This is a genomic window from Thiobacillus sp. (assembly GCA_024235835.1).
GTDB lineage: Bacteria > Pseudomonadota > Gammaproteobacteria > Burkholderiales > Thiobacillaceae > PFJX01.
In genome coordinates, this window is record JACKLQ010000001.1 from 219130 (window position 1) to 233553 (window position 14424).

General features: G+C 65.7%; 17 protein-coding genes. 11 read left to right on the forward strand and 6 right to left on the reverse strand.

Annotated features, from left to right (window positions below; genetic code table 11):
- Positions 1–140: 140 nt before the first annotated feature.
- The 6 genes from H6935_01110 to H6935_01135 all read left to right on the forward strand — a co-directional run bounded on the left by H6935_01110 (position 141) and on the right by H6935_01135 (position 3795).
- Entirely contained in the window at positions 141–350 is a 210-nt protein-coding gene (locus H6935_01110) for a hypothetical protein (GenBank protein MCP5276943.1), read from the forward strand.
- Positions 351–428: 78 nt separating this feature from the next.
- Positions 429–1025, forward strand: coding sequence for a chalcone isomerase family protein (locus tag H6935_01115; GenBank protein MCP5276944.1), 597 nt, complete (start codon positions 429–431; stop codon positions 1023–1025).
- Positions 1026–1150: 125 nt separating this feature from the next.
- On the forward strand, positions 1151–1777 hold the full coding sequence (locus H6935_01120; GenBank protein MCP5276945.1) for a Rieske 2Fe-2S domain-containing protein: 627 nt from the start codon (positions 1151–1153) through the stop codon (positions 1775–1777).
- A 108-nt stretch (positions 1778–1885) separates the two neighbouring features.
- The gene (locus H6935_01125) at positions 1886–2338 is read left to right on the forward strand and encodes a D-tyrosyl-tRNA(Tyr) deacylase (GenBank protein ID MCP5276946.1); all 453 of its coding nucleotides are present in this window, start codon (positions 1886–1888) and stop codon (positions 2336–2338) included.
- Between the two features lie 159 nt (positions 2339–2497).
- Positions 2498–3307, forward strand: coding sequence for a hypothetical protein (locus H6935_01130; GenBank protein ID MCP5276947.1), 810 nt, complete (start codon positions 2498–2500; stop codon positions 3305–3307).
- A 68-nt stretch (positions 3308–3375) separates the two neighbouring features.
- A complete protein-coding gene (locus tag H6935_01135; GenBank protein MCP5276948.1) occupies positions 3376–3795 on the forward strand; it encodes a ProQ/FinO family protein in 420 nt (139 codons plus the stop codon).
- Between the two features lie 83 nt (positions 3796–3878).
- Here H6935_01135 and H6935_01140 read toward each other — a convergent pair whose 3' ends face one another.
- The 5 genes from H6935_01140 to H6935_01160 all read right to left on the reverse strand — a co-directional run bounded on the left by H6935_01140 (position 3879) and on the right by H6935_01160 (position 8158).
- Complete coding sequence (locus H6935_01140) at positions 3879–4331, reverse strand: hypothetical protein (GenBank protein MCP5276949.1); 453 nt, start codon at positions 4329–4331, stop codon at positions 3879–3881.
- Between the two features lie 273 nt (positions 4332–4604).
- Positions 4605–4856, reverse strand: a complete 252-nt coding sequence (locus H6935_01145) for a hypothetical protein (GenBank protein ID MCP5276950.1) — start codon at positions 4854–4856, stop codon at positions 4605–4607.
- 28 nt (positions 4857–4884) lie between these two features.
- On the reverse strand, positions 4885–5226 hold the full coding sequence (locus H6935_01150; GenBank protein ID MCP5276951.1) for an alkylphosphonate utilization protein: 342 nt from the start codon (positions 5224–5226) through the stop codon (positions 4885–4887).
- Positions 5227–5768: 542 nt separating this feature from the next.
- Complete coding sequence (locus H6935_01155; GenBank protein ID MCP5276952.1) at positions 5769–6518, reverse strand: fumarylacetoacetate hydrolase family protein; 750 nt, start codon at positions 6516–6518, stop codon at positions 5769–5771.
- Positions 6519–6523: 5 nt separating this feature from the next.
- On the reverse strand, positions 6524–8158 hold the full coding sequence (locus H6935_01160; GenBank protein ID MCP5276953.1) for an ATP-binding domain-containing protein: 1635 nt from the start codon (positions 8156–8158) through the stop codon (positions 6524–6526).
- Positions 8159–8262: 104 nt separating this feature from the next.
- Here H6935_01160 and H6935_01165 point away from each other — a divergent pair, with 104 nt between their 5' ends.
- On the forward strand, positions 8263–9249 hold the full coding sequence (locus H6935_01165; protein ID MCP5276954.1) for a YafY family transcriptional regulator: 987 nt from the start codon (positions 8263–8265) through the stop codon (positions 9247–9249).
- A 154-nt stretch (positions 9250–9403) separates the two neighbouring features.
- On the opposite strand, the gene H6935_01170 is transcribed toward H6935_01165, so the two are convergent.
- Entirely contained in the window at positions 9404–10156 is a 753-nt protein-coding gene (locus H6935_01170) for a methyltransferase domain-containing protein (GenBank protein ID MCP5276955.1), read from the reverse strand.
- 251 nt (positions 10157–10407) lie between these two features.
- On the opposite strand from H6935_01170, the gene umuD reads away from it, so the two are divergent.
- The 4 genes from umuD to H6935_01190 all read left to right on the forward strand — a co-directional run bounded on the left by umuD (position 10408) and on the right by H6935_01190 (position 14420).
- Positions 10408–10971 (forward strand): translesion error-prone DNA polymerase V autoproteolytic subunit, encoded by a 564-nt coding sequence (gene umuD / locus H6935_01175; GenBank protein ID MCP5276956.1) that lies wholly within the window; start codon positions 10408–10410, stop codon positions 10969–10971.
- Positions 10972–10978: 7 nt separating this feature from the next.
- Positions 10979–12268, forward strand: a complete 1290-nt coding sequence (locus H6935_01180; GenBank protein ID MCP5276957.1) for a Y-family DNA polymerase — start codon at positions 10979–10981, stop codon at positions 12266–12268.
- Between the two features lie 551 nt (positions 12269–12819).
- Positions 12820–13188, forward strand: a complete 369-nt coding sequence (locus H6935_01185; protein MCP5276958.1) for a helix-turn-helix domain-containing protein — start codon at positions 12820–12822, stop codon at positions 13186–13188.
- A gap of 89 nt (positions 13189–13277) precedes the next feature.
- Positions 13278–14420, forward strand: coding sequence for a HipA domain-containing protein (locus H6935_01190; protein MCP5276959.1), 1143 nt, complete (start codon positions 13278–13280; stop codon positions 14418–14420).
- Positions 14421–14424 lie beyond the last annotated feature (4 nt).

Sequence of the window (14424 nt, forward strand, 5' to 3'; positions counted from 1 at the left end):
CGCGGGCATTTCGGGCGTGGCATCCCGTTGCGAGCCTGCCACGAGGGCTGGGGCTATATGCCTTCCAGTGCCCCTGACACATGGCTTAAACACTTGTGCGCCAAAGTGGCGTCTCCATCAACGCAATACAAGGAGGCGCCATGCCCTTTTACGAAATCATCGAGGAACCCGTTGGTCACTGGCAAGACGACGACGAGCCCATGGATCCCAGCCCATGGGATGACGGCATGGCCGAACTCTACCTGCGAGCCGAGGAAGCCTGGCCCCTGGGCGCGACCATACGCGAAGCCTTCCATGCCGGGGACCGCCCATTCTTCCCCCGGGAAGAGCCCGGCGATTTCGACGACTGAGCGAATCCGGTCCAGCAATTACCCAAAGCCAATCTGCTTTCGGCGGGAACCTTGTCGACCTGGACTTTTCAGAGCCCCATGGGCACCCTGAACCGGCTTGTCGGCCTTCTCGGCCTTTTTACCCTATTCCTGGCCTGGGCCATGCCCGCCCCGGCCTCACCCCGCGCCCTGGCTGTGGCGGGGGTCCCCCTCACGGACCAGGTCAGCGTGGCCGGCCAGAAGCTGCTCCTCAACGGCGCCGGCCTGCGCCGCATCCTGTTCCTGAAAGTCTACGTGGCCGCCCTCTACCTGCCCGAACGTCGCCACGAACCCCGCGCCATCCTGGACCGTGATATCCCCCGCAGCCTGCGGGTGACCCTGCTCCGGGACCTCTCCACCGACCAGAACATCGAGGCCCTCAAAGGTGGCCTCGTCGCCAACAACAACGCCGCGGAGATGGAAGCCATCCAGGCGGAGCTCGCGCAGTTCCTGGGCTACCTGAAGGGCGTGCACGAGGTGACAGCCGGTACCGTCATCCACCTGGACTACGTGCCGGGGGAAGGTACCCGGGTGGGGGTGAACGGGCGCCCCCTGGGCAGCGTGCCCGGCCGTGCCTTCAACCGGGCCCTGCTGCGGATCTGGCTGGGTGAAGACCCCATCCAGGCCAGCCTGAAGGACGCCCTGCTGGGCGGCTGAGCCCAGCATCCCCCACAACGGCAGGGGCCTTGCCACCGTTGCGGCGCCCACCCTGGCGCGTGCTGGCCCCATCCCGGACAATCGCCTAGACCGCCATGGTTTTTCTTCACCCCAAGGAGCTTCAAATGAGCGATGCACTGAATTACCTGGTCCAGGTACGCGGAGACGCCCTGGGCCATTACTTCAAGTTCCTCAAGGACACGGGCAAGCACCTGGACCCCAAGACCCGGGACCTGATCTCGGTGATCACCAAGGTCCACTCCCAGACCGAGGCGGGCCTCAGGCAATACCTCATGCGGGCCCTGCGGAACGGCTGCACCCCCATGGAGGTGCTGGATGCCCTGCTCATGGCCTTCCCCGCCCTGGGGCTGGCCAAGATCGTCTGGGCCACGGAAGTGATCCTGGAGATGGGCATTCCCGAGTTCTCCCCGGAACTCATCGCCAGCACCCCCCAGTGGCGGGACGTGATGGCCGAGGCGGACATCGCCGACGGCGAGGTGCAGCGCATTGAAACCGCCACCCGCACCGTGTTCGTGTACCGGGAAGGCGGCAGCTTCAAGGTCTACGACTCCCACTGCCCCCACCAGGTCACCAACATTCCCCACCTGGCCCTGGAAGGCAAGACCCTCACCTGCCCCAAGCACCACTGGAAGTTCGACATTACCACCGGCGCCTGCATCGAGAAGGGCAAGCACCCCATGAAGGCGTTCGACACCAGGGTGGAAGACGGGCGCTTGCTGGCCTTTTGGTAGGCGCGCCTTGAGCCAAGTCGTTCCCGCCCGGGCGGTCACCCGGGACAACCCCTGCCCGGACCCCCGCCTGCGGGAGGATCACGGCGGGGCAGTTCGACTGGAGCGCGGATGAGGGCCCTGGTGCAGCGGGTCAGCGAAGCCCGGGTTACCGTGGACAGCCGGGTCATCAGCCGCATCGGTCCCGGACTCCTGGTACTGGCTGGCTTCGAGGACGTCGACACTCTGGCGGACCTGGACTGGATGGCGATCAAGCTGGCGCGGATGCGCATCTTCGCCGACGAGGGCGGCGTGATGAACCGCAGCGTCACCGACGTGGGCGGGGAAATCCTGGCCGTCTCCCAGTTCACCCTGTACGCCTCCACCAGGAAGGGCAACCGGCCCTCCTGGAGCCGGGCGGCAACGGGGGAGGTGTCTCGGCCGCTGTTCAATCAGTTCGTGGAGGCACTGGCCCAGGCCCTGGGGCGACCTGTGGCCATCGGGGCCTTCGGGGCGGATATGCAGGTGGGGCTGGTGAATGACGGGCCGGTGACGCTGATGCTGGACTCCAGGGCCCCGGAATGACCGGATCGATCAAGCCATGAAGGCACCAAACCCGCTGGCACGACACGAGGTGTGGCAGTCCTATCGTGACTGAATAAATTTGCCCGCCGGGGCGGTGGGGTCACGCCGCGCGCCTATAAACGAATAAAGGGAATAGTGTTCATCACGGGAGGTTTGAATATGGCAATCATCAACGCTTATGGCCCGATGGATATGTTCAATCCATACCTGTCTGAAGGCTATGTCGAGGGCTATGACGGCAACCATCTCACGCTCACGGATGGATATGTCAGTCAGACCTACACCGGCACGTTCACCCTTGACGGCACGGGCATCACGGGCGGCACCATCACCGGGTTCCAGGAATATGAGGGCGGTTCGCTCCAGGGGACGATCACCGGCCTCAACGCGGACATCATCACCTTCGCTAATTACCTGGAGGCAGAGGACTTGGATGGGGCGTTCGGCTATTTCTTCCGCGCGGCGGATACCTTCAACGGATCTGGCTACGCGGACGGCATGAAGGCCTACGGCGGCAATGACCTGATGAACGGCAATGCCGGCAACGACACCCTGAGCGGAGGGCCTGGAAACGACACTTTGAACGGTGGCACGGGCAACGACAAGCTGCTCGGCGGCAGCGGCAAGGATGCGTTGCGGGGCGGCCAGGGCAGGGACGTATTCGACTTCAATACGGTGAACGAGTCCGTAACGACCAGCAACCGCGACGTCATCAACGCTTTCGACGCCTCGGACGTCATCGATGTGTCATCCATCGACGCAAAGACCACGGTGGCGGGTAACCAGGCTTTCACATTCGGCAGGGGCGCGGATTTTTCCGGCACCTTCAACGGCACCGGCAAGCTGTTCTACGAAACAGACACCCACATCCTGTGGGGCAACAACGATGGCGACGCCCGGGCGGACTTCTCCGTCAAGGTCAACCTCTCGGGCATCAGCAATTTGACCGCGGCAGATTTCGTCCTGTGAAGGCACTGCCCCCTTAGGTTGAAGGCCCAAGGGGGATATCATGCACGTTTTGCCCGTCCCCGCCGTCCATGAACACCCAGCCCGCAAGCAAACCCCTCCGCCGCAACGCCCTCCTCGAGCAGTTGCAGGCGGAGTTTCCCGTCTTCCGTGACTACAAGCCCCTGGCCATCGGCATCCACAAACAGTTGATGGAGCGCAAGCCGGACCTGGACAAGAACAAGGTGCGGACGGCCCTGCACGGCCACACGGCGTCGACCCGTTATCTGAAGGCCCTGACGGAAGGTGCGCCCCGCCTGGACCTGGACGGTCAACAAGCGGGGGAGGTGACGGCGGAGCAGCAGGAAGTGGCCGTGAAGACCCTGCGGGACCGCATCAAGCAGGTGAAGGAGCGCCAGAAGGCGGAAGAGGCCCAGCGCAAGGCAGAGGAGGAGGCTGCCAAGCGCCAGGCCAAGCTGGAACAATTGGCGGAGAAGTTCGGCAAGCGCTGAGAGTGGGCAGGTGCCACCGGCAAGGAACAGCGGGATCGGCCTTGCCCGAATACCAGGGCATCAGGTCCCGCTGGCAAGCCTGCTCATTTGTCCTTCAGGCCCATCAGGGCGCAGAAGCGATATCCCTGGTAACGCAGGTCAGCGACCTTTACCTCCCAATCCTTGCCCATGGTAGGCAGGGTGGTGACCATGATCTGGGTGATGCCCTTGTGGCGGCGCAGGTATTGCGCGACCAGATCGCCCAACTCGCCGTCGGCCGTCGTGAGCCGATAATCCACATCCACGCCTTCCAGGCTGATGAGCAGTTTGTGCAGCACGGCCTCCGGTGTCTTGAGCGAGTTGACCAGGAGGATGTCTATCCGGTCCGCGCCGTTAAGGCACTTGGCCTCGGCGGCGCTGATTACTCTGGGGCTCAGGGAGCCGGCATCCAGGGCGAGAAGACAGCGCATCCTCGGGCGTGGCGACTGGCCGACAGACTTGAGTGAAGCTGACTTGACGCCGGCATCGGCGTGGATCGGAGGTGCGGCCCTGTGCATGTTGTCTTCCCGTTTGTTATATGGCGTGCTTGGTGGGCAAGTGAAGGCCCGGCCAAGTGTCGTAACTGGCTTATCGACAGGGCGAGCAAAAACTTGAGACAAGCATGTCTGAATAACCGGCCGGTTACCGCCAACCCCTGAAGCGTGGGGCTGGGCGCGGCTGGCCGGACGTTACGCCGGCGGCCATGTCCGCATCAATGGGTCGGCCGAATTCTTCCAGCCTTGCGCTGGCTTGCTCCCCATGTCTCCTTGCGCCAGGGGTGGGGAGCGGGGTTACTGCTGGGCCACGCTTTCCATCTCCACGTCGATGCCCACCACGGTGTCCAGCACTTTGCCCACCAGGGCGGTGTCCTCGTCGGACCATTCCGCCTCCGGGTCCTCCGAGCGGGTGGAAAGGGGGGTGATGTCGAAGTCAACGTACTGGTCGCCGATCCTCAGCACCAGCATCCCGGAGGGGTGTTCCACCAGTTCCCAGTCGTCGGGCACTTCCAGTTCGGCGTGGATATGGATGTTCAGGGATTTCATGACGTGGTTCCTTTTGGGGACAGGGGGTTCAGGCTTTCTTGACGAATTCGGACTTGAGCCCCATCGCCCCGATGCCGTCGATCTTGCAATCGATGTCGTGGTCGCCTTCCACCAGGCGAATGTTCTTCACCTTGGTGCCGACCTTGACCACCAGGGAGGAGCCCTTGACCTTCAGGTCCTTGATGACGGTGACGGTGTCCCCATCCCGAAGCACGTTGCCGTTGGCATCCTTCACCACGGGCTGCTCGTCGGTGGAGGCCTCCGCCGCCTGACGTGGCCATTCATGGGCGCACTCCGGGCAGACGAACATCTGGCCATCTTCATAGGTGAGTTCGGAGCCGCAACGGGGGCATTGGGGCAGGGCTGTCATGGGGCGTTTCCTTGGAGGGCAATAACAGGCGGGCCATCGCCGTGTTGCTCGTCTTGCAACGCCCCGCAAGACATTCAGCCGGGTCCTGGTCTGCAATGGTGCCGCTAGTCGATGGCCTGAATGTATCCGCATGGTGACTAAAAGACAAAGAGGGATTGGGCGGCGCAATCAATATTCGCGGCTTGGAACCGAGTCTCGCTCCTTGAGCCTGGGACAGGATGTCGTGGAGCGACAGCCAACAGGTCAACGGGGGGTCGAAGATGTGGTTATTCACCAGAATCGGGTGCTTCAGCGCCGTGCAGAAGCCGGGCACCGACTTCCTCGCCATCCGTGCCCGCGCAAAGGGGGATATTGACGCCCTGCGGTCCCGGTACCTGCCGGAACTGCTCCCACGATGGGCAATGCCGGGACGGACTTGACCCTGTCCCATGGGGCTTTCGCAGCCGCCCTTGGCCATCTGGCCATGAACATGTTGTTGTCAGGAGACCATGACCCCGCCCCGGAGTCTCATGATGTAAGGCTCCACTCGACAGCCTACAAAATCAGGTAACGATCTCCACCAGCGCCATCCCCAGCCCGGAAAACGTGGCGGACAGGCGTGCCGCACTGCCTGCCGGATGGGCGCCGCTCCAGGCGCCGGTGGTCACGATGTCGCCCGGCCTGGCACCCCCGGCGTGGGAAAGCCACCAGGACAGGCAATGGAACAGGTCGTTCAGCGGCGCCCCGCAGGTGCGGCGGTCCAGTACCCGCCCGTCGGCCTCCAGCGTGACCTCCCGGGACGACCAGTCGATTTCACGCCAGCCGGGCAGGGCGTCCCCGATGACCAGGGCGCCGTTGAGCAGGTTGTCGGCAAGCCGCCAGTTAGGGCCGGCGGCCTCCGGGTCGGCGAGCCGGGCGTCCACCAGTTCCATGGCGACATGGAGACTTTCAATGGCGTCCAGGATTTCCTGCCTTGAGTAGGGCGTCTGACGCGCGGGTAGTGCCCTGCCGAAGCGGACGGCGATTTCCGCTTCCACGGCGACGGACGTAAACATTTCCCGGGGCAGCCGCCCGCAGCCCGGGCACAGCCGTTCCGGCAATACCGGTGCGGCCAGGGGCTCGGCATCGATGCGGGGCGCGCCCACCTTCCAGGCCGTGGGGCGGGCGGAACCCGCGAGGGCATGCCAGACCTGGGCCTGGACGGCGTAGCTCTCCCGGGGGTCGGCGGGGCCTTCGTCCGGGCTGACGCGCACTGGGTGGCGGCCCTGGTGGGCCTCGACCAGCAGGGCGGTGGCGGTGACTAACCGGGGCATGGTGCTCATCCTATCCGGTCCATGAGGCGTTGCGCGGAGCGTTCCGACATCACCAGCACCAGCTTCATCATGGCCCTTGTGGCTCCCACGAAGAGCTTGCGCACGGTCTTCTCGTCCAGTTCCTCGAAATCGATCTCGGCGAAGACCACCGCCGGTGCGGCCTGGCCCTTGAAGCGATAGACCGTTTCCAGCAGCAGCTCCCCCTCCGAATAAAGGGGATGGCCCAGCAGGTCGTAGCGTCCGGTGAAGGTGCGGAAGACATGGGGCCCCAGCTGGGTGAAGGGGAAAAGGGCGGACTGCTCCCGGCCCCGGAAGGTGACCACGGCCACGTCTTCCTTCCTGAAGCCCGCCGAATAGCACAGGCGGATGCCTTCCTTCACTCGCTCCCGCAGGCCCTCGCCGTCCGCGTAGGTCAGCACCTCCAGGCCGGCGTCGTTGAAGGGGCCCGCCGCCTCGATGGCCTGGGCCTCCGGCAGCAGGGACTGGAGCATGCGCACCACCGGCCGGGGGCTGCGGTAGTTGCCCGTGGCCTTCATGACCACCCAGCCCGGCAGGGGCACCGGGTCCCGCCCGTACAGGTTCTGCAGGGGGTCTTCCAGCCAGAACAGGCGGGCACCGGGCCTGGCGTGGCCCAGGGCCAGGTCGCGCCAGGTCTCGGAGAAGTCCTGGCCCTCGTCGACGATGACTGTATCGAACCGCCACGCCTCGGTGACGGGCAGGGCACTGGCCCGAGCCACCAGGTCCTCGAAGGCGTTCTGCAGGGTGAAGTCCGGCACCGCGCCGGTCTCCCGCACGCGCTGGTCGCAGAGCATGTGCAGGGTGCCCACCCATCCGCCCGGGGGGGCGATGGCCTGGAAGTGGTCCGCCAGGGGGCGGTTGAAGCAGACATACAGAGGCCGCTTGCCTTGCTGGACGGCGTCCTCGAAGGCCCGCAGGGCCAGCTGGGTCTTGCCGGAGCCGGCGGTGCCCGTCACCCGCAGGCGGAAAGGCTCGAATTCCAGCTGGCGCGCCCAGTGGGCCAGGCCGCCCGAGATGCGGGTCACCAGGCTGCGGGCCCGGCCCACCAGGGCGCTCACGTCGGTTTCCAGCTGGATCACGTCCCGGAGGAAGCGGTGCACCTCGTTGGCCCTGTTGTGGGGCTCGCCCGGGGGGAGGAAGCTGGCTACGAAGGCGGCCAGGTGGTCTTTCTGCCGGGCGTCCACGATGCGCTGGGCGGGGATGCCCGCGGTCTCCAGTTGCTTGACCGTGTAGTCCGGGCAGTACAGCAGGAAGTCCAGGTGGACTTCCCCGCAGCCGCCGCGCTTCTTCAGCTTGGCCAGCAGGCCGTCCGCGTTGCGCGCCAGCTGGATGGGCACGCTCTTGGTCTTGTCCGCGTAGCGCTTCACCAGGCCGTCCGGGGTTTCCTCCAGGAAGCCGCTCTTCTGCTCGATGAGCAGCAGGTCTCCGGCCCGGTTGACCACCACGAAGTCGATCTCGCCGTAGACGGCAAAGCCCCGGTCCAGGTTGGTCCAGTGGACGGCGTGGTAGACCGTGTAGTCGTCCGCCAGCGCCTCGGCCAGGCGCCCCAGGGTCTCGATCTCCCGGGCGGCCGCGCCGCTCACTTCCAGTTCGCGCCAACCGTCGGGAATGATCCTGGCCATGGCTTTGTCGATGATGGGAAGAGGCCATAGGATAGGGGGGAAAGGCATCCTTGGCATCTCCGGCGGGCCACCCCGGGGCGCGACCACCATAGAGAGGGCAATCCGTGAACCAGACCGAGCGCTTCTACAAGATCGACCAGATGATCACGGACAAGGGACTGGTCACCTTCCAGCAGATGCAGGAGGCCCTGGAGGTGTCCCGGGCCACCCTGCGCCGGGACCTGGAATACATGCGCACCCGGCTCAACGCGCCCATCGTCTACGACCGGCTGGAAGGCGGTTACCGCTTCGACAAGGGCCAGCCCCAGATCGGCGGCCAGTACGAACTGCCGGGCCTGTGGTTCTCCCCGGCGGAGATCCACGCCCTGCTTACCATGCAGCACCTGCTGGCCAACCTGGACCCGGGGGGCATCCTCACCCCCCACGTCCGGCCCCTCATGGCCCGGCTGAATGCCCTGCTGGGCACCGCCGAGGACACGGCGGACGAGATCCGCCGCCGGGTGCTGGTGGTGGGCATCGGCCAGCGGCAGCTGAAGCTGGACCACTTCGAGCGGGTGGGGTCGGCCCTGCTGCGCAGGAAGCGGCTGGACATCACCTATCTTTCCAAGGGCAAGGGCGAGGTCACCGAGCGGGAGGTGTCCCCCCAGCGGCTGGTCCACTACCGCGAAAACTGGTACCTGGACGCCTGGTGCCACCTACGCAACGAACTGCGCAACTTCGCCGTGGATTCCATCCAGCACGTGGAGGTCCTGGAAAAGCCCGCCCGGGAAATCTCCAAGCGCAGCGTCGACGAGGTGCTGGGGCCCGGCTACGGCATCTTCACGGGCAGCAAGGTGCAGTGGGCCCGGCTGGTCTTCACCGCGGAGCGGGCCCGCTGGGTCGGCTCCGAGCGCTGGCACCCCAGGCAGAAGGGCCACTTCGACGCGGAAGGCCGCTACGTCCTGGAGATTCCCTACGCGGACCACCGGGAGCTGATCATGGACATCCTCAAGTACGGCGGTGACGTGGAGGTGCTGGAGCCCGAGTCGCTGCGCGGCCTGGTGAAGGCGGAGCACGAGCGGGCCACCGGACTGTATGCCGCGAAGCGGTGAACCGGCTGAAGCCGGCGATGGGCCCGGCGGCGCGGTGATCGCCGAAGGGTAGGGCGGCCGAGCCGTCCCGGGCCTCGCCCGGGCGTTCGCGTGGCAGCGGCCGCGGGCTCCGAAAGCGCCGGAATCGTCATGCCCGCGCAGGCGGGCATCCAGGTTATTGCCTTGACCGGGTTTCCGCCTTCGCGGGAACGGCGGAGCCCGATTGATCGCTTTCCTGGGGCCGCAGGAACTCCAGGAAGTAGTTTTCCCGCAGGAAATCATGGGCGCGCAGGGGCTGGAAGCCGGCGGCGACGATTTCCCGCACCACCGTTTCCCGTCCGGCGCGGACGTGGCCCAGCACCCAGGGGCTGGATCGCCCCGGAATGCGCTCGTAGTCGATGACGACCAGGCGTCCGCCCGGCTTCAGGGCGGCCCGCAGGGACGCGAGCATGGATTGGGGGTACTCGAAGTGGTGGTAGGTGTCGCTGGTGAAGACGAGGTCGAAGGCGTTGGCGGGCAGTCGGGCGTCCCGCTCGCCGCCCAACTGGGCCACCAGCTGGGGCAGCCCTTCGGCCTCGGCGCGGCGGGCGATGCCGGCGACGAATTCCGGGGCGATGTCCTGGGCGACGACGCGGCCGGCGGGGCCGACCTCGTGGGCCATCAGCACGGAGAACACCCCGGTGCCGGCGCCCACGTCGGCCACCGCCATGCCGGGCCGCAGGCCCAGGGCGTCGACGATCCGGTGGCGCTGCTCGTAGACCTCCCGCCCCTCGGTCTCGAAGACGCCCTGCCAGCGGGCGAAATCCGCGCCCTGGTAGGACCGGTTGATGCCGGGCCGGACGCTCTGCTCCTCGGCGTGGACGGCCGGGCCGGCAAGGCCCAGGGCGAGGAGGGCGGCCGCCACGGTTCGGTGGAATGCGCGGGGCATGGCCGGTGCAAGGCGGAGGGTGTCGCCGGGGCCGGGGGCAGGCTTGGGAGGCTCGGCCTCCGTGGGATCATCGATGCGCGTTGCCAAGGTTGACATGGTGACCTTCCGAACGAAATGCGTCACATCGTAATACGACGGATGGGGGCCCGCTCGCCGCTGTCGGCCGGACCTCCTGGACCGTCGACGGGTGGGCTATGCAGGGCTGGCTGGGCATGGTAATTTGATTGTTGTGACATTATTCAAAAAACCCCATGAATACGCGAGGCGGCAAGCGTGCCGGAGCCGGGCGCAAGGCCCTCAACAATCCCACCAGGACCATGCGCGTCCCCGTCGGCCGGGTTGACGAGGTGAAGGCCTATCTGGCCCGGCCACCTGTCCATGGGTGGGGCAACGTGGACTATGCGGGGCTGCCCGCTGGGCTCGTCAGAATGGCGCTGCCCCTGTTCGACGGCAACGTGCCCGCCGGCTTCCCCAGCCCCGCCGAGGACTACGCCGAGGGCAGGCTGGACCTGAACGAGTATCTGGTGGAGCACGAGGCGGCCACCTTCTACGTGCGGGTGAAGGGCCACTCCATGAGCGGGGCGGGCATCCTGGACGGGGACATCATCGCCGTGGACCGGGCCCTGGAGGCCCACGACGGCGACATCGTCCTGGCCGTGGTGGACGGCGAACTGACGGTGAAGGAACTCTCCCGCAAGCAGGACCGGATCCGCCTCTTGCCCCACAACCCCGACTTCCCCGTCATCGAGTTCAAGCCGGGCCAGGAACTGATGGTCTGGGGCGTGGTGAAGGGCGTGGTGCGCAAGCTGCGCTGAGACCGTCATGACGATTCCCTCCCGCCAGTACGCCCTGGTGGACGGCAACAACTTCTACGTTTCCTGCGAGCGGGTCTTCAACCCCCGCCTGGAAGGCCTTCCCGTCATCGTCCTCTCCAACAACGACGGCTGTGCCGTGGCGCGGAGCGACGAGGCCAAGGCCCTGGGCGTCAGGATGGGCGCCCCCTGGTTCCAGGTGCGGGACTTGATGGACGCCAACGGCGGCATCGCCCTGTCCAGCAACTACACCCTCTACGCCGACATGAGCCGCCGCATGATGGCCGTCATCGGCGGCTTCTGCCCCGAGCAGGAGGTCTACTCCATCGACGAATCCTTCCTGCGCTTCACCGGCTTCGGCCAGTGGGACCTGACCAGCCTGGGCGTCCGCATGCGCCAGACCGTGCGGCAGTGGACCGGCATTCCCGTGGGCGTGGGCGTCGGCCCCACCAAGACCCTGGCCAAGCTGGCCAACCGCCTGGCCAAGAAGCACCCGGACTTCAAGGCCGTCGGCGTATGCAACCTCCAGGACCTGGAGCCCTGGCACCGGATCCGCTACTTCAGCGAGGTGGACGTGGAAGACGTGTGGGGCGTGGGGTCCCGCTGGGGCAGGAAGCTACGGGAACTGGGCATCCAGTCCGCCCAGGACCTGAAGATGGCCGACCCGGAAACCCTGCGCAGCCGCTTCAGCGTGGTGCTGGAACGCACCGTGCGGGAACTCAACGGCGTCCACTGCATGCCCCTGGAAGAGGCCCCGCCCCCCAAGAAGCAGATCGTCTCCTCCCGCAGCTTCGGCCACCCGGTGACCCGGCTCCAGGACCTGCTGGAGTCCGTCTCCACCCACGCCGCCCGGGCGGGAGAGAAACTGCGCCAGGAAGGCCAGGCTGCCGGCCTCATCCAGGTCTTCATCGGCACCAACCCCTTCATCCCCGGCGAGCCCCAGTACCACCCGGGGGCCACGGTGCCCTTCGCCGGCCCCGTCGCCGACAGCGCCCGGCTCATCCAGGCCGCCCGGGCGGGGCTCCGGCGCATCTACCGCCAGGGCTTCCGCTACAAGAAGGCGGGGGTGATGCTCATGGACCTGGGGCCGGCGGGCGTCCGGCAGGGAGACCTGTTCGCCCAGGCCCCCCCGGACACCCGCGCCCGCCTGCTGGCGGTGCTGGACGAGACGAACCAGCGCATGGGACGGGGAACGCTGCGTTTCGCGGCGGAGGGCGTCGGCCAGCCCTGGAAGATGCGGCGGGATCGGGTGACGCCGGCCTACACCAGCGACTGGGACGAACTGCCGGTGGTGTGCTAGACGCAGTTGCACCCCGCCTTGGCCCATGACCCTGCAACGCGTCCTGTTCCTGAGCCAGAAGGCGGTGGAGGCCCTGCCGGGGGATCCCGGCGCGGCCGTCATCTCCATCACGGACCCGGACAAACCCGAGGCCGATTTGCGCCCCGGGTGGGGCGGATCGTCTTCCATACCGGGGCGGAATTGGCGCACGGGCACTACGAAGAGGCGCTGGAGCTCTACCGAGGGATCACGGCCCAGCCGGAATCGCCCATGGGGGACGTCATCGCCCGCCTGGAAGACATGTCGTTCCCCTGGGGGGTGAGCGATGGCAACTAGCGGCCACTGCGCGAGGCATGCCTTCAAGCACAAGGTCAAATACCCTGGCGGCAAGTTGCCTTGCGGCAGACGGCCAATTCACCATGCGCCTGTTTCTCTGAGTTGGGGCATTTTTCCATCCGCACGATTTTGCTCCGAGAGCCTGGTTCGTGGCCGAGCACCTTGCCACGGGCTTTGTACTGCATTAACGTAACATATAATTTATTAAATTGGCCGTTTACGATAAGTTATATGCTATGTCTAAGTCGTCACTAGCTATTCAATCCTTGCCGCCAGAGGTGGCCGCCGCCTTAACCGCACTTGGCGAACATCTGGCCTTGGCCCGGCTGCGCCGCAAAGAATCCCAGAAACAATGGGCTATCCGCCTAAGCGTATCCGTACCCACCCTGATTCGCATGGAGAAGGGCGACCCCACCGTCAGCATGGGGGCGTACGCCACAGCACTCTGGCTGCTCGGGTTGTCAGGCGGTCTGGCTGAGTTGGCCGAACCGCGCAAGGATGTCCGAGCCTTGGAAACAGATGTGCGCCGGGCCAGTCGGCTGCGTGCCACCCGGACACGCATCGCGAAAACGGCCTTGTCCGGAAAGAGAGCGGAGGCCGAGTGAACGCTGCTACCCAGCCTCCAGACACTTTGTATCTCTGGTACCTCGGCGACCCAGCCGAACCACGTCTGGTAGGCGAGCTCAATCTGGTCATGAACCGGCGCGGAGTCTCATTGCGTTATGGTAGGGATTGGCTCACCCAGGGATTCGCGCTCAGCGAAGACCTCCCGCTCACTGACAGCGAGCATTTTCCCCGGGAAAAGGATACAGCTGCCGGCGCGGTGGACGATGCCAGACCGGACCGGTGGGGCGAACGCGTTATTCGCTTGGTTGACCGCCCTCCACGGCTATCCCTTATGGAGTTCCTGTTCCATGCGGGAGATGACCGTTTTGGCGCCCTTGGTGTTTCCACTTCCCGGTCTTTCTACCTACCACGCGTGATTGGCCCCCTGCCAAAGCTCGCGGATGTTGATGCGGTGCACGATGTCGTTCGCCGTGTGTTGGCCAGGGAGCCCATCGACGAACGGCAAAAGCGGCTGATCGCCCCGGGCGTCACGATGGGTGGGGCCAGGCCGAAGGCCTTGTTGCAGCTGGATGGGGAGGAATGGGTCCTGAAGTTCGCCGAAGAAGACCGGCCCTCGGAACCCTTGATCGAGCATGCAGCCATGACTTTGGCCGCGAAGGCGGGTATTTCCGTCGCTGAAACACGGCCTATTCCGTTCAACAATGGCGTAGCAATAGCTATCCGACGTTTTGACCGCAAGGCGGGTAGCCGGCTGCATGCCATGTCTGCCAACGTGGCGCTGAAGGCCGCCGGGGTCGAATTGTCCTATCCAAACCTGGCTCTGCTGCTTCGCCGTCGGGGCGACGTCGACGTCAATCGCGACCAAATGCACGAGCTTTTCCGGCGGCTGGTGTTCAACATACTCATCGATAACACGGATGACCATGAGAAGAACCACGTTCTCCTGGTAACGCAGAACCAGCACTATGCGCTGGCCCCAGCCTTTGACGTCTTGCCCATGGGCCAATCGCTTGGCTACCAGGCAATGACGATTGGTGAGCGCGGTGCGGAATCTTCCCTACATAACGCGCTGACCGCGGCTGCCCAATATTGGCTAACGCCGCAGGGCGCACTGGCAGAGGCAAGCCGCGTTGCCCGGGTGGTCAACGGCTGGCGCTCGCATTTTGCGGGCCTGGGGCTTGCCGCGGGGGTTCTTGACGAATTGGGCGGGCACATCGACCGGCCCTACCTGTTGGAACAACGGCAGGCGGCCATGGCTGGTGCGCCCTGAATCC

What these genes read in the sequence shown, in the direction of transcription:
- H6935_01110 (MCP5276943.1), top strand. Translation starts at nt 141, where the DNA reads ATGCCCTTTTACGAAATCATCGAGGAACCCGTTGGTCACTGGCAAGAC.
- H6935_01115 (MCP5276944.1), top strand. Translation starts at nt 429, where the DNA reads ATGGGCACCCTGAACCGGCTTGTCGGCCTTCTCGGCCTTTTTACCCTA.
- H6935_01120 (MCP5276945.1), top strand. Translation starts at nt 1,151, where the DNA reads ATGAGCGATGCACTGAATTACCTGGTCCAGGTACGCGGAGACGCCCTG.
- H6935_01125 (MCP5276946.1), top strand. Translation starts at nt 1,886, where the DNA reads ATGAGGGCCCTGGTGCAGCGGGTCAGCGAAGCCCGGGTTACCGTGGAC.
- H6935_01130 (MCP5276947.1), top strand. Translation starts at nt 2,498, where the DNA reads ATGGCAATCATCAACGCTTATGGCCCGATGGATATGTTCAATCCATAC.
- H6935_01135 (MCP5276948.1), top strand. Translation starts at nt 3,376, where the DNA reads ATGAACACCCAGCCCGCAAGCAAACCCCTCCGCCGCAACGCCCTCCTC.
- H6935_01140 (MCP5276949.1), bottom strand. Translation starts at nt 4,331, where the DNA reads ATGCACAGGGCCGCACCTCCGATCCACGCCGATGCCGGCGTCAAGTCA.
- H6935_01145 (MCP5276950.1), bottom strand. Translation starts at nt 4,856, where the DNA reads ATGAAATCCCTGAACATCCATATCCACGCCGAACTGGAAGTGCCCGAC.
- H6935_01150 (MCP5276951.1), bottom strand. Translation starts at nt 5,226, where the DNA reads ATGACAGCCCTGCCCCAATGCCCCCGTTGCGGCTCCGAACTCACCTAT.
- H6935_01155 (MCP5276952.1), bottom strand. Translation starts at nt 6,518, where the DNA reads ATGCCCCGGTTAGTCACCGCCACCGCCCTGCTGGTCGAGGCCCACCAG.
- H6935_01160 (MCP5276953.1), bottom strand. Translation starts at nt 8,158, where the DNA reads ATGGCCAGGATCATTCCCGACGGTTGGCGCGAACTGGAAGTGAGCGGC.
- H6935_01170 (MCP5276955.1), bottom strand. Translation starts at nt 10,156, where the DNA reads ATGCCCCGCGCATTCCACCGAACCGTGGCGGCCGCCCTCCTCGCCCTG.
- umuD (MCP5276956.1), top strand. Translation starts at nt 10,408, where the DNA reads ATGAATACGCGAGGCGGCAAGCGTGCCGGAGCCGGGCGCAAGGCCCTC.
- H6935_01180 (MCP5276957.1), top strand. Translation starts at nt 10,979, where the DNA reads ATGACGATTCCCTCCCGCCAGTACGCCCTGGTGGACGGCAACAACTTC.
- H6935_01185 (MCP5276958.1), top strand. Translation starts at nt 12,820, where the DNA reads ATGTCTAAGTCGTCACTAGCTATTCAATCCTTGCCGCCAGAGGTGGCC.
- H6935_01190 (MCP5276959.1), top strand. Translation starts at nt 13,278, where the DNA reads ATGAACCGGCGCGGAGTCTCATTGCGTTATGGTAGGGATTGGCTCACC.